The following is an 18,862-nucleotide window of genomic DNA, read 5'->3' as shown; positions in this document are numbered from 1 at the left end:
CTGCCTGTGATGACAAGAGTTGAGGACATACATACAGCACTGAATAGCCGGCTGAATACAGCCGAATCGGTTCCATTAAACACCGAAGGGAAGGATAATGTTCATCGGCTGATTCTCGGCAAAGTACTAAAAATGCTTGGAGATGATACAGCCCTTGTTCAAATAGGCTCAACGAAAATAAAAGCGCAGCTGGCGGCTCAGCTTAAAGCAGACGCATTTTATTGGTTCCAATTTGAACAAGAGGGTGGAGGCAGCCTCAATAAACTAAGACCCGTTCAGCAATTTGATCAAGATCCTAAGACATTAAAGGATGCAGCAGTCAAACTATTAGAAGGTCTCTCACTGAAAAATGGGCTTGAAAACATGCTGACAGCTACAGCTTTTTTAAAGGAAAAGTCCGTCATCAACGAAGGAGAGTTAAAAACGGCAGTGAAGTGGATCGAACAGCTTCAAGGAGCTGATGTGAAGAAAGGGCTCCAGTCACTTCTCTTTGCTTTAAAGAAAGATTTACCGATCCAGCAAGGGGTGCTTCAATCTATTTTAGCCATAAAATCATCCTCTGCCCTTCATCAAGATATAACAGCGCTATTAAATCAATTAACACAGCTTCCGAAGCACACAGACGCCACACAGACCCTAACACAAGCCGTTCGGTCAGTTGTAGATGCAGAGACAGCCGTCCATGCAGAAAAGCTCTTATCGGTCCTTCTAGCAGCGAGAGAAGGCGAGGCGAAGCAAGGCGGCAATTCATCAGTAACGACACAGCTCAATCCGTCTCAGCAAAAAGAAAATAGCCATGCCGCAATCGTTCAAGAGCGTCAGCCGTCCCAAGTTCCTCAGACAAACGTGCAGCAGTCAACAAGTCCAAAAGAAGAGCTGCAAATCCCGCTTCAGCAAATTGAGCGGATACTGGCAAGTTTGTTGAAACAAGGTGCAGACGGGCAGCAAGAACCCAACTTAAAACAGGTCACAGCATTGCTGCAAGGGCTCCAGCAGGCAGGATCTCAGCCTGACGCAAAAGCAGCTGTGCTTCAAAAAGAGTTTCCCTTCCTGTCAAAAGCAGAGGCAAAAGCTTTGGCCCAGGTAGTGCAGCAGACTGAACCAACATTAAGCAATAAAACTGATGTGCTCGATTTACTTATGACGATGAAAAAGGCAATAGGTGTACGTGATGAAATCGGTATGCTGAAACTGCTCGAAAAAGGCAGCCAGGATGTCAAAAGTCAGGAGCTGCACCAATTAAAGCTCACCTTAAATGATGTGAGGCAGGCGGATTTACCAGAGCACGTTAAAAAAGAAGTGGATCAATTGTTTCATAGATTGAATGGACAGTTATTTGTGCAGCAGGAGAACCAAACCGTCAGTCAAATGATGATTTCCTATCCTCTTTTCTCAAAACATAGTGTTCAAGATTTAACCTTTATTCTAAAGGGACATAAGAAAAAGGATGGCTCCATTGATATTTCTCAGTGCCGTCTCATGTTTTACTTAAATATGGAAAACCTTGAAGAAACCTTAATAGACTGTACGATTCAGCAAAAGGTCATGTCAATTACTGTCGAGACAGCCCATGAACTGCAAGGAACCATTAATCCGATGATTCCGGCTGTTCGGGAGAATTTAAATGCTCTAGGATACAGTTTAACGGGAATTACAGCAAAAAAGAGACTAGAGCCAGTAGATCCGTCTCAATTTCTAGATGAACACTTTCATAAAATCAGCGAGAAAGGGCTGGACTTACGAGTATGAAGGATTCAAAACCGCTTAGAAGAGCGGTCGCTCTGCACTACGATGAAGAAAAACAAAAGGCGCCAAAAGTCGTTGCAACAGGCAGCGGCTATGTGGCAGATCATATTATTGAAGAAGCAAAAAAGTCGGGAGTCCCTATCCAGGAAGACCGTAATTTAGTCGAACTCATGCGCCACTTAACACTAGATGAGGAGATCCCTGAAGCATTATACGATACTGTAGCAGAAATTTTTTCGTTTATCTACAAGTTAGATCAAAAAATGAAAAAATAAGGTAAAATAAGTGATTTGGCTGAAAAATTTATATTTTTAATAAAATAAAAGTTTGAATGTTTAGAAGGATTTTACGATTTTACATAGAACCCTAGACATTCTCTTTTTTATTCTTTAAAATGAAAGCGCAGTCTATTTTATAATTTTTGTTTCTACATATGTTGGGAGGATGGGAAATGAATATCCATGAGTACCAAGGAAAAGAAATCCTAAGAAAATATGGGGTTTCAGTTCCAAATGGTAAAGTAGCATTTACACCTGATGAAGCAGTGAAAGCATCAGAAGAGCTAGGGAGCTCTGTATATGTCGTAAAAGCACAGATTCATGCAGGCGGCCGTGGTAAAGCAGGCGGGGTAAAAATTGCAAAAACGAAAGATGAAGTGAAAGGGTTTGCAGAGGAATTGCTCGGCAAGACACTTGTCACACATCAAACAGGGCCTGAAGGGCGCGAAATAAAACGCTTACTTATTGAAGAAGGCTGCGATATTAAAAAGGAATACTATGTTGGACTAGTTTTGGACAGAGCGACATCAAGAATTGTATTGATGGCATCTGAAGAAGGCGGTACTGAAATTGAAGAAGTAGCAGAAAAAACGCCAGAAAAAATCGTCAAAGTGGTCATCGACCCAGCGATTGGTCTGCAAGGCTATCAGGCGAGAGAAGTAGCATTCAAAATTAATATTCCAACAAAATTAGTTGGCCAAGCTGTTAAGTTTATGACAAGCCTTTACAATGCGTTTATTGAAAAAGATTGTTCAATTGCTGAGATTAATCCACTTGTTGTAACAGGCGATGGAAAAGTCATGGCACTTGATGCAAAATTAAACTTTGATAGCAATGCCTTATATAGACAAAAAGATATATTAGAATACCGTGACCTTGATGAAGAGGATCCAAAAGAAATTGAAGCATCTAAATATGACTTAAGCTACATTTCTCTAGATGGAAATATTGGCTGTATGGTCAATGGAGCAGGTCTTGCAATGTCTACAATGGATATCATCAAGCATTACGGCGGGGATCCTGCAAACTTCCTAGATGTTGGCGGCGGTGCAACAGCTGAAAAAGTAACGGAAGCATTTAAAATCATCTTATCTGATCAAAATGTTAAAGGGATTTTCGTGAACATTTTTGGCGGCATCATGAAATGTGATGTGATTGCAGAAGGTGTTGTTGAAGCGACGAAACAAGTCGGCTTAACATTACCGCTCGTTGTACGTCTTGAAGGAACAAACGTTGAATTAGGGAAGAAAATCCTGAGTGATTCAGGCTTAAATATCACTTCTGCTGAGTCTATGGCTGACGGGGCAGAAAAGATTGTATCTTTAGTCAAGTAGAGCAGAAAGGCAGGGAACCTAAATGAGTGTATTTATTAATAAAAATACGAGAGTAATTGTTCAGGGGATTACCGGTTCAACCGCATTGTTCCATACAAAACAAATGATTGAGTACGGGACAAATATTGTTGGTGGTGTCACACCTGGAAAAGGTGGAACTGAAGTAGAAGGAGTTCCTGTATTTAATACTGTATCTGAAGCAGTGCAGACAACTGGAGCGAACGCTTCTGTCATCTATGTACCAGCACCATTTGCGGCAGATGCCATTTTAGAGGCTGTTGACGCAGAAGTTGATCTCGTCATTTGTATCACAGAACATATTCCAGTGCTTGACATGGTCAAAGTGAAACGGTATATGGAAGGGAAAAAGACAAGACTAGTTGGACCAAACTGCCCAGGTGTCATTACACCTGAAGAATGTAAAATTGGTATCATGCCTGGTTACATTCATAAAAAAGGTCATGTGGGTGTTGTTTCTCGTTCTGGAACGCTTACATATGAAGCGGTACATCAGCTTTCAGAAGCTGGCGTTGGACAATCGACAGCTGTAGGAATCGGGGGAGACCCGGTAAATGGGACAAACTTTATTGATGTTTTAAAAGCATTCAATGAAGACCCTGAAACGCATGCTGTGATTATGATCGGTGAAATCGGCGGTACGGCTGAAGAAGAAGCAGCTGAATGGGTAAAAGCAAATATGACTAAACCAGTCGTTGGCTTTATTGGCGGTAAAACGGCGCCTCCAGGAAAACGTATGGGACATGCTGGTGCCATTATTTCTGGTGGTAAAGGGACAGCTGATGAAAAGGTAAAAACAATGCGTGAATGTGGAATTGAAGTGGCAGAAACTCCATCTGTCATGGGAGAAACGTTGATTAAAGTATTAAAAGAGAAGAATCTCTTCGAAGCTTGTAAAACGCATTAATGACACAAGAAGACTTGTTCTTTGACAAGTCTTCTTCTTTCTATCTTAAACTGGAGGAATGGTATGTACAACGTGTCCGAAAGAATGATTTTTCACCGCTTAAAAGGCCTCATCTCACCCTCATTATTAACAAAATGGTGGAAAGTCGATCCTGAGCTATATATAAATGAAGAAACACATCATTTTAAACAGGATCGAGCATTACAAACGATCGACTTTACCCGCTTAAAACAAGCTGAAGAAAATGAATTCCCCATTTTTCAACACATCGTTCAAGCCTATTTAAAGCAAAATATTCACATGCTTCCCATCACATCACCCTTATATCCCAGCACACTAAAAAATATTTATGATCCTCCCCCTGTGTTATTCCTAAAAGGAAACGTATCATATTTAAATGAAGAAAAAAGTTTAGGTGTAGTCGGCACAAGAGTTCCGTCAGCTTATGGAGAAGCATGTGTGAAGAAAATTGTTGGTGAGCTTGTAAAGGAAGATTGGATGGTTGTCAGTGGTTTAGCGAAAGGAATCGATGGACTTGCACATAAAGAGTGCATCAGGAAAAAAGGAAAAACGATCGGCATTATAGCAGGCGGCTTTCAGCATTTATATCCAAAAGAGCATGCGCAAATGGCTCAATACATGGGAGAGCATCATTTGCTTTTGTCAGAGCATCCGCCTTATGTTAAACCAGAAAAGTGGCATTTTCCAATGAGAAATCGTTTAATTAGTGCATTGACGAAAGGGACGATCGTGATTCAGTGCAAAGAAAAGAGCGGTTCTCTTATTACAGCCTATCAAGCACTTGAGCAAGGAAAAGAGGTATTTGCAGTTGCGGGATCCATCTTTGATCCTAATTCCACAGGTCCGGCAAGACTCATTCAGCAGGGAGCAAAGCTTGTTCATTCCACAAAGGATATTTTAGAGGAATTCTCCTTCCGCAGCGTTCAATATACTGAACTCTCATAAAATATCGTTTGACAAAAGACATCGGAATATTTAATAATAGTGAGGATTTAAGTTTACACTTTGTTTTTCGTGTTTATAATGATGTTCATCATAAAGAATTTTTAATGATTGCCTGTTAGATAGGTGCAATTAACATAAATATGAATTGTGAAATGTATAAAGAGAGAACACCTCTTAAGGGGGATTTTGAGTATGGCTGATTATTTAGTCATCGTTGAGTCGCCAGCAAAGGCGAAAACGATTGAACGTTATTTAGGAAAAAAGTTTAAAGTAAAAGCTTCAATGGGGCACGTAAGGGATTTACCGAAAAGTCAGCTCGGTGTTGATACAGAGCATGACTTCGAACCGAGGTATATTACGATTCGCGGGAAAGGCCCGGTTTTAAAAGAATTAAAAACAGCGGCGAAAAAAGCAAAAAAAGTCTATCTCGCAGCTGACCCCGATAGAGAAGGGGAAGCGATTGCTTGGCATTTAGCACACAGCCTAGACCTTGACCTCTCTTCAGACTGCCGCGTTGTTTTTAACGAGATTACAAAGGATGCGATTAAGGATTCCTTTAAGCATCCACGTATGATCGATATGGACTTAGTTGATGCGCAGCAGGCAAGACGGATCTTAGATCGTCTCGTTGGGTATAAAATCAGTCCGATTTTATGGAAGAAAGTGAAAAAGGGCTTAAGTGCCGGACGTGTTCAATCAGTCGCACTCCGCCTGATTATTGATCGCGAGAATGAAATTAATGAATTTAAACCAGAAGAATACTGGACAATTGACGGTACATTCCTTAAAGGAAAAGAAAGCTTCGAAGCGAGTTTCTTTGGACTCAATGGCAAAAAACATCCATTGAAAACAAAAGATGATGTAAAAGAAATCCTTTCGAAATTAAAAGGAAGCAAATTCTCTGTAGAGAAAGTGACGAAAAAAGAGCGGAAACGTAATCCAGCCGTTCCGTTTACGACTTCTACTTTACAGCAGGAAGCTGCAAGAAAATTAAACTTCCGTGCGAAAAAGACAATGATGATTGCACAGCAATTATATGAAGGAATTGATCTTGGTAAAGAAGGTACAGTCGGTCTCATTACATATATGAGAACGGACTCAACACGTATTTCAAATACGGCGATTGAAGAAGTATCTGCTTTCATTGATCAGACGTACGGCAAAAATTTCTTAAACACAACAAAACGACCAGCAAAAAAGAATGAAAAAGCACAAGATGCTCACGAAGCCATCCGCCCGACTTCTACGTTAAGAAAACCGGCAGATGTCAAGCATGTGCTAAGCCGCGATCAGCTTCGCCTGTACAAATTGATTTGGGAACGATTCGTGGCAAGCCAAATGGCGCCGGCTGTTCTTGATACAATGAGTGTGGATCTTGATCATAACGGTCTTACTTTCCGTGCTAATGGCAGTAAAGTGAAGTTCCCTGGGTTTATGAAGGTTTATGTGGAAGGAAAGGACGACCAGCTAGAGGAAAAGGACAAAATGCTTCCTGATCTGAAAGAAGGGGATACAGTTCTTTCAAAAGATATCGAACCTGAACAGCACTTCACACAGCCGCCTCCGCGTTACACTGAGGCAAGATTGGTCAAAACACTTGAAGAGCTCGGTATAGGCCGTCCTTCTACGTATGCACCAACATTAGATACGATTCAAAAGCGCGGCTATGTCGCCCTTGATAATAAACGATTTACTCCGACAGAGCTTGGAGAGATTGTACTCAACTTAATCATTGAATTCTTCCCTGAAATCATTAACGTTGAATTTACAGCGAAAATGGAAAAGGAACTTGATAGTGTTGAAGAAGGTACGATCGAATGGGTTCGTATTATCGACAGCTTCTATCAAGACTTTGCAAAACGGGTAGAAAAAGCTGAAGCAGAGATGCAAGAAGTTGAGATTGAGCCGGAATACGCCGGAGTTGATTGTGAAGAGTGCGGACATCCGATGGTGTACAAAATGGGTAGATACGGTAAGTTCATGGCGTGCTCTAACTTTCCTGACTGCCGTAACACAAAACCAATTGTCAAAGATATCGGTGTCAAATGCCCGTCATGTCATGAAGGAAACATCGTTGAACGAAAATCGAAGAAACGCCGCATTTTTTACGGTTGTGATCGTTTTCCAGAGTGTGAATTCGTCTCTTGGGACAAACCAATTGAAAGAAAGTGTCCAAAATGCGAAAATATGCTTGTAGAGAAAAAGCTGAAAAAAGGCGTTCAAGTTCAATGTGTGAACTGTGATTATAAAGAGGAACAACAAAAATAGCGGTGAGCAGCCTTGTTCACCTGCTTTTTTATGTCATCAAACAGACCTTACGAAATAGGAGAGTTGTACAATGAGTCAATTTGTAAATGTGATCGGAGCCGGTTTAGCTGGAAGTGAAGCAGCATGGCAAATCGCTAAACGAGGAATTAAAGTCAATTTATATGAAATGAGACCTGTGAAACAAACGCCGGCTCACCACACAGATAAATTTGCGGAGCTTGTATGCAGCAACTCACTGCGTGCGAATGCTTTGACGAATGCAGTAGGTGTATTAAAGGAAGAAATGCGTCATTTAGATTCAGCGATTATCGCAGCAGCAGATGAAAGCTCAGTTCCTGCCGGCGGTGCGCTTGCAGTAGACCGTCATGAATTTGCAGCAAACGTGACTGACCGCGTGAAAAATCATCCGAATGTTACTGTCTTTCAAGAAGAGGTGCAGAGCATTCCAGAAGGTCCGACAATTATCGCGACTGGTCCGCTGACATCAGAAGCACTTTCAAAAGAATTAAAATCGTTAACAGGAGAAGAATATCTCTATTTCTACGATGCAGCAGCACCTATTCTAGAGAAAGACAGCATTGATATGGATAAGGTGTACTTGAAATCACGCTATGACAAAGGCGAAGCTGCTTATTTAAACTGTCCAATGACAGAAGAGGAATTCGATCGTTTTTATGAGGCGCTCATTTCTGCTGAAACTGTGCCATTAAAAGAATTTGAAAAAGAAATCTTCTTTGAAGGCTGTATGCCAATTGAAGTCATGGCGAAAAGAGGAAAGAAAACAATGCTGTTTGGTCCGATGAAGCCAGTAGGACTTGAAGATCCGAAAACAGGAAAAAGACCTTACGCTGTTGTTCAATTAAGACAGGATGATGCAGCAGGTACTTTATATAACATCGTTGGCTTCCAGACACATCTGAAGTGGGGCGATCAAAAGGAAGTATTCCGTTTGATTCCAGGTCTTGAAGAAGCGGAGATTGTTCGTTACGGCGTAATGCATCGTAATACATTTATTAACTCGCCAAGCCTTTTAAGACCGACTTATCAGTTTAAAAATAGAGATGACCTGTTCTTTGCCGGACAAATGACAGGCGTTGAAGGGTATGTTGAGTCCGCAGCGTCCGGACTTGTGGCTGGCATTAATGCTGCTCGTTTTGTCAAAGGCGAAGAGCTTGTGACACTTCCCGAGGAAACGGCGATTGGCAGTATGGCTTACTACATCACTTCGACAAACAAGAAAAGCTTCCAGCCGATGAATGCGAATTTTGGTTTGCTGAAAGATCTAGGAGTTCGAATTAAAAACAAACAAGAACGTTATGCAGAGTACGCTAAGCGCGCAATCGAAACTATTCAAACTATTTCGAAATCTCTGTAGTAAAACATTGCAAGGAAAGCAAGATATGTGATACCATTTAAAAGCCTTAAAGAGGTGTAAAAATGACGAATAAACAGCGTCTTGTCCACTTATTCATTGAATATCTGCAAATTGAAAAAAACTATTCAGCTTTAACGATCTCAGGATATACAGAAGCCATTGAAGAGTTTGTCAGATTTATGAACATTCAAGGAATAGACGGTTTTGAAGAGGTATCCTATCAAGATACGAGAATTTATTTAACAGAAGCTTATGAAAAAGGCCTGACAAGAAGAACGATTAGTAAGAAAGTCTCTGCGCTTCGCAGCTTTTATAAATTTTTATTAAGAGAACAGCTTGTGAAAGAAAATCCTTTTTTACTCGTTAGCTTACCAAAACAGGATAAGCGGATTCCTTCATTTTTGTATGAAGAGGAACTAAAAGAGCTTTTTACAGTTTCCGATGTCAGCACACCGCTTGGGCAAAGAAATCAAGCCATTTTAGAACTTCTTTATGCAACAGGTATGAGGGTCAGTGAGTTATGTTCATTAAAAGAATCTGATCTTGATTTATCGATGGATACAGTGCTTGTTCATGGGAAAGGCAGCAAGCAGAGGTATGTTCCTTTCGGGTCATATGCTCATGAAGCGCTCATTACTTATTTAGAGGATGGAAGGCAGAAGCTGAAAACTAAGGGGAAAGACCGCGCTGATGCACATGTGTTTTTGAATCAGCGCGGGACGCCTCTTACAGACCGAGGTGTTCGATTCATTCTCACTGAATTAATGAAAAAGGCGTCAGGTACATTACATATCCATCCTCACATGTTGAGGCACACCTTTGCCACGCATCTCTTAAACGAGGGAGCGGATTTGAGAAGTGTTCAAGAACTTCTCGGTCATTCAAATTTATCATCTACACAGGTGTACACGCATGTATCAAAAGATTCTTTAAGAAACACGTACATGTCTCATCACCCAAGGGCTTTTAAACGATCCTAAAAGGAGGTTTTTTCATGTCATCATTTCATGCAACAACCATCTTTGCCGTTCAACATAAAGGAAAAAGTGCTATGGCTGGCGACGGTCAAGTCACTTTCGGGCAGGCTGTCGTGATGAAACACACAGCAAAAAAAGTGCGCCGTCTTTTCGGAGGCAAGGTGCTTGCAGGTTTTGCAGGTTCAGTAGCAGATGCTTTTACACTATTTGAAAAGTTTGAAACAAAGCTTGAAGAATATGGTGGTAACCTAAAGCGGGCAGCCGTAGAACTAGCGAAGGAATGGCGAAGTGACAAGATGCTAAGGCAGCTTGAGGCTATGCTCATTGTCATGAATAAAGAAAGCATTCTGCTCGTCTCTGGAACTGGAGAGGTCATTGAACCAGATGATGGGATTTTGGCAATTGGCTCAGGCGGCAACTATGCGCTTAGCGCCGGGAGAGCACTCAAAACCCATGCAGGTGATCATCTCTCAGCGAGAGAAATTGCAAGGGCCGCTCTTGAAACGGCCGGAGAAATCTGTGTCTACACGAACGATCAAATCACTTTAGAAGAGCTTGAATAGAAAGGACATGAGACGTATGGAGAAAAAGCCGTTCACCCCAAGAGAGATAGTTGAAAAGCTTGATCAATACATCATTGGTCAGCTTGATGCGAAAAAAGCAGTGGCGGTGGCTTTAAGAAACCGTTACAGAAGAAGTCTTTTACATGATAAGCTAAAGGATGAAGTCGTTCCTAAAAACATTTTAATGATCGGCCCAACAGGTGTGGGGAAAACAGAAATTGCCCGCAGAATTGCTCGAATTTCTGGTGCGCCTTTTATTAAAGTGGAAGCGACGAAGTTTACTGAAGTGGGTTATGTCGGCCGTGACGTAGAGTCCATGGTGAGAGATTTAGTTGAAACAGCGATTAGACTTGTCAAAGAAGAAAAGATGAAAGATGTTCAAGAAGAAGCAGAAAAACAAGCAAATAAACGTCTTGTTCATTTACTTGTTCCTGGTAAGAAAAAAAGCCAGTCTGTGAAAAATCCTTTTGAGATGCTGTTTGGCGGTTCTGATGAAGATGACCGTGATCGAGATCATTCAAATGAAGAAGTGGAACTCGAATCGACAAGAAAGCGAATCGCTCATCAGCTGGCTATGGGAGAACTTGAAGATCATTACGTCACGATCGAAGTAGAAGAACAGCAGCCTTCCATGTTTGATATGCTTCAAGGCTCGGGTATGGAGCAAATGGGTATGAACATGCAGGATGCGCTTGGCAATCTCATGCCTAAAAAGAAAAAACGCAGAAAGCTGATTGTCAGAGAAGCTAGAAAGGCGTTAACGGCTGAGGAAGCTTCAAAACTGATTGATATGGATGAAGTCAGTCAGGAAGCGGTTTACAAAGCAGAGCAGCAAGGAATTATTTTTATCGATGAAATCGACAAAATCGCCAAAAGCGGTGGTGCATCATCTGCAGATGTTTCTCGTGAAGGGGTTCAGCGTGATATTTTACCGATTGTAGAAGGTTCAACTGTGATGACGAAATATGGTGCCGTTAAAACAGATCATGTGCTTTTTGTTGCAGCAGGTGCATTCCATATGGCAAAGCCATCAGATTTGATTCCAGAGCTTCAGGGACGTTTCCCAATCCGTGTAGAATTAGATAAATTAAGTATAGAAGACTTTGTGAAAATCTTAACGGAACCAGATAATGCATTATTAAAGCAATATAAAGCTTTACTTGAAACAGAAGGTATATCTCTTGAATTTTCTGACGATGCTATTCATAAGATTGCCGAAGTGGCTTATCATGTCAATCAGGAGACAGATAACATCGGTGCAAGAAGGCTTCATACCATACTTGAGAAGCTGCTTGAAGAGCTTTCATTTGAGGCGCCTGATATTACACTGGAGACAGTGACCATTACCCCTCAGTATGTTGAAGAGAAGCTAGGAAAGATTGCAAATAACAAAGATTTAAGTCAATTTATACTTTAACAAATGAATAAAGTAATCTAGGAGGATCATTATTATGGCGTTACTACAAAAAACAAGGATTATTAACTCAATGCTGCAAGATGCAGCGGGGAAACCAGTTAATTTCAAAGAAATGGCAGAAACACTCAGAGATGTCATTGATTCAAACATTTTCGTATTAAGCAGAAGGGGAAAGCTTCTTGGCTATTCCATTAATCAACAGATCGAAAATGCACGTATGAAAAAAATGCTTGAAGATCGTCAGTTCCCTGAAGAATATACAAAGAGTCTATTCAATGTCCCTGAAACGTCTTCAAACCTTGATATTAACAGTGAATATACAGCTTTCCCGATTGAAAACCGTGACTTATTCCAATCAGGTTTAACAACAATTGTTCCAATTATCGGCGGAGGAGATCGTTTAGGTACGTTAATCCTGTCCCGTTTGCAAGATACATTCACAGATGATGATTTAATTCTTGCTGAATACGGAGCAACAGTTGTTGGAATGGAGATTCTTCGCGAGAAAGCAGAAGAAATTGAAGAAGAAGCAAGAAGTAAAGCGGTTGTCCAAATGGCCATTAGCTCTCTTTCATACAGTGAGCTTGAAGCGATTGAGCACATTTTTGAAGAGCTGGATGGAAACGAAGGTCTTCTCGTTGCAAGTAAAATTGCAGACCGTGTAGGGATCACTCGTTCAGTGATCGTAAACGCCTTACGTAAGTTAGAAAGTGCAGGCGTAATCGAATCTCGTTCTCTTGGAATGAAGGGAACGTACATCAAAGTGTTAAACAACAAATTTTTAATTGAACTCGAAAATTTAAAATCTCATTAATCAAAAACCCTTTTTGGCCGAAATAAATGCTGAAAAGGGTTTTTTTATGTGAAAAAATGAGGATTTGTCCGAAAAATGTCACTCTTTTTTCCAAGAAACCCCTTACAATTCTGTAGTGCTTTGAATCTAGGCCTTTATACCTATTCGTAAAATAGATATATATTACGAGTTTTTTTTACATATACATCATAGACTTTAATCCTATTATTTCTTACAATGAACATATGGTTTTACAAATCTCGACATGATTAAATGGAATGAAATACATATGATTGGAGGTATATGGTTTTGGATATATTTTCTGGAACGATAAGCAACCTAGAGAATGCCTTGGGCAGAGCGAACGTTAAGCAAAAAGTCATAAGCAATAATATCGCAAATATAGACACACCGAACTACAAGTCGAAAAACGTCGCATTCCATGACATGCTAAATGATGCGTCAAACAAATTAGATGCTAAAAAAACATACCAAGGTCACATTGATTTTTCAAAAACAGGGTCTAATTATTCAGTTGTTTCGAGCAACCGTACTTCATATCAAGAAAACGGAAATAATGTCGATATTGATCAAGAGATGAGTGAACTCGCTAAAAACCAAATTCAGTATAATGCGCTGGTGGAAAGAATGAGCGGGAAATTCAATTCTCTTAAAACAGTTTTGACAGGAGGTAAGTGATGTCGATCTTTTCAGGAGTGAACGCTTCGGCCTCAGCATTAACGGCACAGAGGCTCAGAATGGACGTTGTATCCTCAAACCTTGCAAATATGGATACAACAAGAGCTAAACAGGTTGATGGCAACTGGGAGCCTTATAGACGTAAGCTTGTCACATTACAGCCGTCAGGTGAATCATTTTCATCTATATTGAACTCAAGTATGAATTCGAGCGGCAAATTAGGAAACGGCGTCAAAGTAACAAAGATTACTGAAGACGAAACTCCATTCAACCTTCAATATGATCCTACAAATCCCGATGCCAATGAAAATGGATATGTTCAAACACCAAATGTCGATCCATTAAAAGAAATGGTTGACCTCATCAGCAGCTCAAGATCATATGAAGCAAACGTGACTGCTCTAAATGCGAACAAAAGCATGCTGATGAAAGCTTTAGAAATAGGAAAGTAAGGTGAAAACAATTGGTTAATGCAATATCTCCTTTCCAGCTTCAAACTGCTCAGCAAGCAAGTGAATTGACGAATGCATCGTCCGTTCAGGCGGCTGCACCTAAAAGTCAAACGAATTTCTCTGATGTGCTGAAGAATTCCATTGAGGCATTGAATCAATCACAGCTGAAATCAGACCAGTATACAAATGCGCTTGCACAAGGAAAAGATGTCAATCTTGATGAAGTCATGATTGCTTCACAAAAAGCGAGTGTCACACTCACAGCTGCAACAGAGTTTCGAAATAAAGCAGTCGAAGCGTACCAAGAGATTATGAGAATGCAGATGTAGGAGGTGCTGGTGGACAAAAAAAGACTGAATGGAATGACCGGGGGTTAAGATGAATCGTACTTTAATGCAATTAAGAACAAAAACAGTTGAGTTTTGGCGAAATCGATCAAAATTACAAAAAATACTTATGATTGGCGGCGTTGCTGCCCTAGCAATCATTATTACGGTTGTTAGCATCTTTGCTTCTTCTGAAAAAATGGTTCCGCTCTTTAGAGACTTGTCTGAGGCAGAAGCTGGGCAAATCAAACAGGAACTAGATGGCAAAAACGTTAAATCGGAACTTGCAAACAATGGAACAACGATTCTCGTTCCAGAAAAGCAAGCAGACTCTTTAAAAGTAACACTCGCATCTGAAGGGCTCCCTAAGACAGGCAACATTGATTATTCCTTCTTTGCAAATAATTCAGGCTTCGGTTTAACAGATAATGAATTTGATGTTCTGAAAGTAGATGCAACTCAGACAGAACTATCCAATCTGATCAACACAATTGATGGGATTAAAGATTCAAAAGTTATGATTAACCTGCCAAAAGATTCCGTTTTTGTTGGAGAAGAGCAAAGTAATGCATCAGCATCCATTGTGCTGCAAGTTGAGCCTGGCTACACGCTCACGCCGCAGCAAGTAAAAGGCCTTTATCATCTTATTTCAAAAAGTGTGCCGAATTTAAAAACAGAAAACATTGTCATTATGGACCAAGATTCCAACTACTATGACTTAAACACCAGCTCCGATTCCTATGCAAGTGGAATGGATGCACAGCAGCAGAAAAAAGAGGAAATCGAAAAGAACCTTCAAAGAAAAATTCAGCAGCTGCTCGGAACAATGATGGGTCAAGATAAAGTGGCTGTATCGGTCACAACAGACATTGATTTTACTGAAGAAAAAAGAAAAGAAGACCTTGTAGAACCTGTTGATAAAGAAAACATGCAGGGAATTGCTGTCAGCGCTGAAAAGATTGCTGAAACTTATTCAGGTAATGGCGCAGCAGCTGGAGGCACAGCTGGAACAGGTGACGATGATGTCACAAATTATCAAGGTGCCGATGGAGCGAATGGAAGCGGAGATTACGAAAAGAGCGAAGATCGTATCAATTATGAAGTCAACCGCATTCATAAAGATATCAAAGAAAGTCCTTATAAAATCAGAGATGTGGGCATTCAAGCATTGGTCGAACCACCAACTGCAAACGATGTAAACTCTTTAACAGCAGAAAGACAAGATGATATCAAAAAAATTCTTTCAACGATCATTAGCACATCGATTGATAAAGAATACACAAATGGTCAAGCGCTCACTCAAGCAGACTTAGATAACAAAATCGTTTTATCTGTATCAAAACTAGACGGTAAACAGCAAACTGCGGCAGATAACCCTTCAAACAATATTCCAATCTGGGTTTATATTGTAGGCGGTGTGCTCCTACTTGCAATTATCGCTCTTATCATTCTTCTTGTACGCAAGCGTAGAAAAGATGAGGAAGAAGAGTTTGAGTTTGATGAACGTACACCAATCGATGTTCCTGATATCGACACTGAACCAGAAACAGAAGAAATGGTGAGAAAAAATCAGCTTGAAAAAATGGCAAAAGAAAAACCAGAAGACTTTGCTAAATTGCTACGCAGCTGGCTGTCCGAGGATTAGGAGGAATACACATGTCGAGAAAAGATCCAAATCGACTAACAGGCAGACAAAAAGCAGCAATCCTAATGATTTCCTTAGGGCTAGACGTGTCAGCATCTGTATACAAACATCTGTCTGAAGACGAAATAGAAAAATTAACATTAGAAATTTCCAATGTACGAAGTGTAGATACTGCTAAAAAAGATGAAGTCATCGAAGAGTTTCACAGCATTGCCATCGCGCAGGACTACATATCGCAGGGCGGTCTTATGTACGCAAGACAAGTGCTTGAAAAAGCGCTTGGTGAGGACAAAGCGGACAGCATCTTAAATAGGCTAACATCCTCTCTTCAAGTGAAACCATTTGATTTTGCTCGAAAGGCTGACCCAGAACAAATTTTAAACTTTATCCAGCATGAGCATCCACAAACGATTGCACTTATCCTTTCTTACTTGGATCCAGTGCAGGCTGGGCAAATTTTATCGGAGTTAGGCGAGGAAGTACAAACTGAGGTGGCGAGACGTATTGCTTTAATGGACCGTACATCTCCAGAGATCATCAATGAGGTGGAACGTATTCTTGAACAAAAGCTCTCTTCAACCTTTACGCAGGATTATACGCAAACGGGCGGAGTCGAAGCGGTTGTGGAAGTGCTAAATGGTGTAGACCGTGCTACTGAGAAGACCATTTTAGACACACTTGAAATTCAAGATCCAGAGCTTGCTGATGAAATTAAGAAACGTATGTTTGTCTTTGAAGATATTGTCACTCTTGACAGCAGAGCGATTCAGCGCGTTATCAGAGATGTTGAAAATGATGACTTATTGCTCGCACTCAAAGTGGCAAGCGAAGAGGTCAAAGAAATTGTCTTCCGCAACATGTCACAGCGGATGGTCGAAACATTCAAAGAAGAAATGGAGTTTATGGGGCCTGTCCGGCTTAGAGATGTCGAGGAAGCACAAACCCGTATTGTCAGCATCGTAAGACGACTTGAGGAAGCTGGAGAAATCGTCATAGCTCGAGGCGGAGGAGACGATATCATTGTCTAGGATTATCAAACATGAAACATCTGTTATTCCTGAACAAGGACGGCAAACGATTCCTTTACAGCAAGTGGAGTTTAAAAGAGAACATCACGAAGAAGAGCTTGTCAATGAAACCGAAGCATCGCAGCTAGTACTCAGTGATGCAGAAGATCAAGCGAGCCGCATATTAGAACAAGCAAACAGTGAGCTGGAAAAAACAATGGCTGAAATCAATCAGCGCAGAACTGATTTTGAAGAAGAAAGAATGCAGCTCATTGAAGAAGCGAAACAAGCAGGTTATCAAGAAGGCTTCCAAAAGGGCGAAGCAGATGCGAATATGCAGTACCAAGCTATTCTTGATCAAGCAAATGACATCGTTAGCCTTGCAAGGCAGGACTACGAAGAAAAAATTGAAAGCTCTGCTGAGCAAATTGTGGAACTCGCTTTTGAACTCGCCAAACGCGTTTGGTATGCAGCTGAGGACACAAAAGATCAATTTTTGGCTCTTGTGAAGCAGGTCATTGCAGAAGTGAAAGAATACGAAAATATTTCCATCTATGTTGATCCTGAACATTACGAACATGTGATGGAATATAAAGATGAATTGATTAGAATCCTTCAAAAGGATACACACCTTGCCATTTACTCGGATGAAAAAGCACCAAAAGGAACTTGTTACGTAGAAACAAGTTTTGGAAAAGTGGAAGCGAGTGTTGATACCCAAATGAATCAGTTGAAAGAAAAATTATTAGAAGTCATTGATTCAGGTGATCACAAATGAAAATGGATGTGCTAAAAGAAACGATTGAAACCGCCGATCCTTATAAACGATTTGGTAAAGTCAATCGAGTGGTTGGGCTGATGATTGAATCGAAGGGGCCGGAGAGTTCGATCGGTGATGTATGTCTCATTCATAAAAAAGGGAGCAAGCATCATCCGATAAAAGCAGAGGTCGTAGGGTTTAGAGATGAAAACATTCTGCTCATGCCTTATGTAGAAGCATCCAATATTTCACCAGGAAGTCTTGTTGAAGCGACGGGTGAGTCGCTGAAGGTCAAAGTAGGGACTGGATTAATAGGTGAAGTCGTTGATGCCTTCGGTGATCCGCTTGATGGCAGTATGCTTCCAAAGGGACTTGCACCTGTTTCAACAGATCAGTCACCTCCAAATCCGATGGACAGGCCTCCTATTCGAGAAAAGATGGGTGTTGGTGTTAGAGTCATCGACAGTCTGCTCACAGTTGGCACTGGTCAAAGGATCGGGATTTTTGCTGGAAGTGGTGTTGGAAAAAGTACCTTAATGGGAATGATTGCAAAGCAGACAGAAGCAGATCTCAATGTGATTGCTCTTGTTGGAGAGCGTGGCCGTGAAGTTCGTGAGTTTATTGAAAAGGATTTAGGTGCTGAAGGACTGAAGCGATCCATTGTTGTCGTTGCAACTTCTGACCAGCCCGCACTGACGAGACTGAAAGCTGCGTATACAGCAACAGCCATTGCAGAGTATTTCAGGGACAGAGGCAAAAATGTCATGTTCATGATGGATTCTGTTACGAGGGTTGCCATGGCGCAAAGGGAAATAGGTCTTGCAACTGGTGAGCCGCCGACCACAAAAGGATATACACCTTCAGTGTTCGCTATACTGCCAAAATTGCTCGAACGAACAGGGACAAATCAGCTTGGTTCCATCACAGCGTTTTACACAGTGCTTGTTGATGGTGACGATATGAATGAGCCAATCGCTGATACAGTGAGGGGGATCCTGGATGGCCACATTGTACTTGATCGTGCTTTAGCCAACAAAGGACAATTTCCCGCTGTTAATATTCTGAGAAGTATCAGCCGTGTCATGAGTAATATCGCAAGTCATGATCACAAGGAAGCGGCTAACCGGTTCCGCCAGCTTTTATCCACTTATCAAAACGCTGAAGACCTCATTAATATTGGAGCATATAAAAAAGGCTCCTCCAAAGATATTGATGAGGCCATGCAGGCTTACCCTCATCTGATTTCATTTTTGAAGCAGGATGTAGAAGAGGCTGTATCGATTGAAGACAGCGTGAGTTTATTGCTCAGTTTGATGAATAGAGAGGATTGA

The 18,862-nt window shown here is 41.0% G+C and carries 18 protein-coding genes; all 18 read left to right on the top strand.

Going from position 1 to position 18,862, the window contains the following annotated elements:
- Positions 1-9 precede the first annotated feature (9 nt).
- The 18 genes from JVX94_RS06680 to fliI all read left to right on the top strand — a co-directional run bounded on the left by JVX94_RS06680 (position 10) and on the right by fliI (position 18,862).
- On the top strand, positions 10-1,749 hold the full coding sequence (locus JVX94_RS06680; RefSeq protein ID WP_144485181.1) for a glycosyltransferase: 1,740 nt from the start codon (positions 10-12) through the stop codon (positions 1,747-1,749).
- The gene (locus tag JVX94_RS06675) at positions 1,746-2,021 is read left to right on the top strand and encodes a FlhB-like flagellar biosynthesis protein (RefSeq protein WP_047202155.1); all 276 of its coding nucleotides are present in this window, start codon (positions 1,746-1,748) and stop codon (positions 2,019-2,021) included. The genes JVX94_RS06680 and JVX94_RS06675 overlap by 4 nt, the downstream gene beginning before the upstream one ends.
- Before the next feature lie 176 nt (positions 2,022-2,197).
- Positions 2,198-3,358, top strand: a complete 1,161-nt coding sequence (gene sucC, locus JVX94_RS06670) for an ADP-forming succinate--CoA ligase subunit beta (protein ID WP_205185020.1) — start codon at positions 2,198-2,200, stop codon at positions 3,356-3,358.
- A 22-nt stretch (positions 3,359-3,380) separates the two neighbouring features.
- On the top strand, positions 3,381-4,283 hold the full coding sequence (gene sucD, locus JVX94_RS06665; protein WP_007499624.1) for a succinate--CoA ligase subunit alpha: 903 nt from the start codon (positions 3,381-3,383) through the stop codon (positions 4,281-4,283).
- A 63-nt stretch (positions 4,284-4,346) separates the two neighbouring features.
- Entirely contained in the window at positions 4,347-5,249 is a 903-nt protein-coding gene (dprA, locus tag JVX94_RS06660; RefSeq protein ID WP_205185017.1) for a DNA-processing protein DprA, read from the top strand.
- A gap of 192 nt (positions 5,250-5,441) precedes the next feature.
- Positions 5,442-7,517, top strand: a complete 2,076-nt coding sequence (gene topA, locus JVX94_RS06655) for a type I DNA topoisomerase (RefSeq protein ID WP_205185015.1) — start codon at positions 5,442-5,444, stop codon at positions 7,515-7,517.
- A gap of 70 nt (positions 7,518-7,587) precedes the next feature.
- Positions 7,588-8,892: an FADH(2)-oxidizing methylenetetrahydrofolate--tRNA-(uracil(54)-C(5))-methyltransferase TrmFO gene (trmFO, locus tag JVX94_RS06650; RefSeq protein WP_034317774.1), complete on the top strand. Its 1,305-nt coding sequence runs from the start codon at positions 7,588-7,590 to the stop codon at positions 8,890-8,892.
- Positions 8,893-8,954: 62 nt separating this feature from the next.
- A complete protein-coding gene (gene xerC, locus JVX94_RS06645) occupies positions 8,955-9,872 on the top strand; it encodes a tyrosine recombinase XerC (RefSeq protein ID WP_205185012.1) in 918 nt (305 codons plus the stop codon).
- A 14-nt stretch (positions 9,873-9,886) separates the two neighbouring features.
- Positions 9,887-10,432 (top strand): ATP-dependent protease subunit HslV, encoded by a 546-nt coding sequence (gene hslV / locus JVX94_RS06640; RefSeq protein ID WP_095408474.1) that lies wholly within the window; start codon positions 9,887-9,889, stop codon positions 10,430-10,432.
- Positions 10,433-10,448: 16 nt separating this feature from the next.
- The gene (gene hslU, locus JVX94_RS06635; RefSeq protein WP_144485184.1) at positions 10,449-11,849 is read left to right on the top strand and encodes an ATP-dependent protease ATPase subunit HslU; all 1,401 of its coding nucleotides are present in this window, start codon (positions 10,449-10,451) and stop codon (positions 11,847-11,849) included.
- A gap of 34 nt (positions 11,850-11,883) precedes the next feature.
- On the top strand, positions 11,884-12,663 hold the full coding sequence (gene codY, locus JVX94_RS06630; protein ID WP_007499612.1) for a GTP-sensing pleiotropic transcriptional regulator CodY: 780 nt from the start codon (positions 11,884-11,886) through the stop codon (positions 12,661-12,663).
- A 288-nt stretch (positions 12,664-12,951) separates the two neighbouring features.
- Entirely contained in the window at positions 12,952-13,341 is a 390-nt protein-coding gene (gene flgB / locus JVX94_RS06625; protein WP_039178512.1) for a flagellar basal body rod protein FlgB, read from the top strand.
- Positions 13,341-13,793, top strand: a complete 453-nt coding sequence (gene flgC / locus JVX94_RS06620; protein ID WP_024424179.1) for a flagellar basal body rod protein FlgC — start codon at positions 13,341-13,343, stop codon at positions 13,791-13,793. The genes flgB and flgC overlap by 1 nt, the downstream gene beginning before the upstream one ends.
- An 11-nt stretch (positions 13,794-13,804) precedes the next feature.
- Entirely contained in the window at positions 13,805-14,122 is a 318-nt protein-coding gene (gene fliE / locus JVX94_RS06615) for a flagellar hook-basal body complex protein FliE (protein WP_007499609.1), read from the top strand.
- 49 nt (positions 14,123-14,171) lie between these two features.
- Entirely contained in the window at positions 14,172-15,764 is a 1,593-nt protein-coding gene (fliF, locus tag JVX94_RS06610; RefSeq protein ID WP_095408476.1) for a flagellar basal-body MS-ring/collar protein FliF, read from the top strand.
- A gap of 11 nt (positions 15,765-15,775) precedes the next feature.
- Complete coding sequence (gene fliG, locus JVX94_RS06605) at positions 15,776-16,792, top strand: flagellar motor switch protein FliG (protein ID WP_034281776.1); 1,017 nt, start codon at positions 15,776-15,778, stop codon at positions 16,790-16,792.
- Entirely contained in the window at positions 16,785-17,549 is a 765-nt protein-coding gene (gene fliH, locus JVX94_RS06600; RefSeq protein ID WP_205185009.1) for a flagellar assembly protein FliH, read from the top strand. The genes fliG and fliH overlap by 8 nt, the downstream gene beginning before the upstream one ends.
- The gene (fliI, locus tag JVX94_RS06595) at positions 17,546-18,862 is read left to right on the top strand and encodes a flagellar protein export ATPase FliI (RefSeq protein WP_048239706.1); all 1,317 of its coding nucleotides are present in this window, start codon (positions 17,546-17,548) and stop codon (positions 18,860-18,862) included. Before fliH ends, fliI begins: the two co-directional genes overlap by 4 nt.

Origin of the sequence: Bacillus sp. PDNC022, from assembly GCF_016919285.1 — a bacterium.
GTDB classification, from domain to species: domain Bacteria; phylum Bacillota; class Bacilli; order Bacillales; family Bacillaceae; genus Bacillus; species Bacillus safensis.
Note: the sequence above shows the minus strand (reverse complement) of the source record. Positions and strands in the feature narration are given on the sequence as shown.

Coding starts and splice junctions, on each gene's coding strand:
- JVX94_RS06680 (WP_144485181.1), top strand. CDS start 10: ATGACAAGAGTTGAGGACATACATACAGCACTGAATAGCCGGCTGAAT.
- JVX94_RS06675 (WP_047202155.1), top strand. CDS start 1,746: ATGAAGGATTCAAAACCGCTTAGAAGAGCGGTCGCTCTGCACTACGAT.
- sucC (WP_205185020.1), top strand. CDS start 2,198: ATGAATATCCATGAGTACCAAGGAAAAGAAATCCTAAGAAAATATGGG.
- sucD (WP_007499624.1), top strand. CDS start 3,381: ATGAGTGTATTTATTAATAAAAATACGAGAGTAATTGTTCAGGGGATT.
- dprA (WP_205185017.1), top strand. CDS start 4,347: ATGTACAACGTGTCCGAAAGAATGATTTTTCACCGCTTAAAAGGCCTC.
- topA (WP_205185015.1), top strand. CDS start 5,442: ATGGCTGATTATTTAGTCATCGTTGAGTCGCCAGCAAAGGCGAAAACG.
- trmFO (WP_034317774.1), top strand. CDS start 7,588: ATGAGTCAATTTGTAAATGTGATCGGAGCCGGTTTAGCTGGAAGTGAA.
- xerC (WP_205185012.1), top strand. CDS start 8,955: ATGACGAATAAACAGCGTCTTGTCCACTTATTCATTGAATATCTGCAA.
- hslV (WP_095408474.1), top strand. CDS start 9,887: ATGTCATCATTTCATGCAACAACCATCTTTGCCGTTCAACATAAAGGA.
- hslU (WP_144485184.1), top strand. CDS start 10,449: ATGGAGAAAAAGCCGTTCACCCCAAGAGAGATAGTTGAAAAGCTTGAT.
- codY (WP_007499612.1), top strand. CDS start 11,884: ATGGCGTTACTACAAAAAACAAGGATTATTAACTCAATGCTGCAAGAT.
- flgC (WP_024424179.1), top strand. CDS start 13,341: ATGTCGATCTTTTCAGGAGTGAACGCTTCGGCCTCAGCATTAACGGCA.
- fliF (WP_095408476.1), top strand. CDS start 14,172: ATGAATCGTACTTTAATGCAATTAAGAACAAAAACAGTTGAGTTTTGG.
- fliG (WP_034281776.1), top strand. CDS start 15,776: ATGTCGAGAAAAGATCCAAATCGACTAACAGGCAGACAAAAAGCAGCA.
- fliI (WP_048239706.1), top strand. CDS start 17,546: ATGAAAATGGATGTGCTAAAAGAAACGATTGAAACCGCCGATCCTTAT.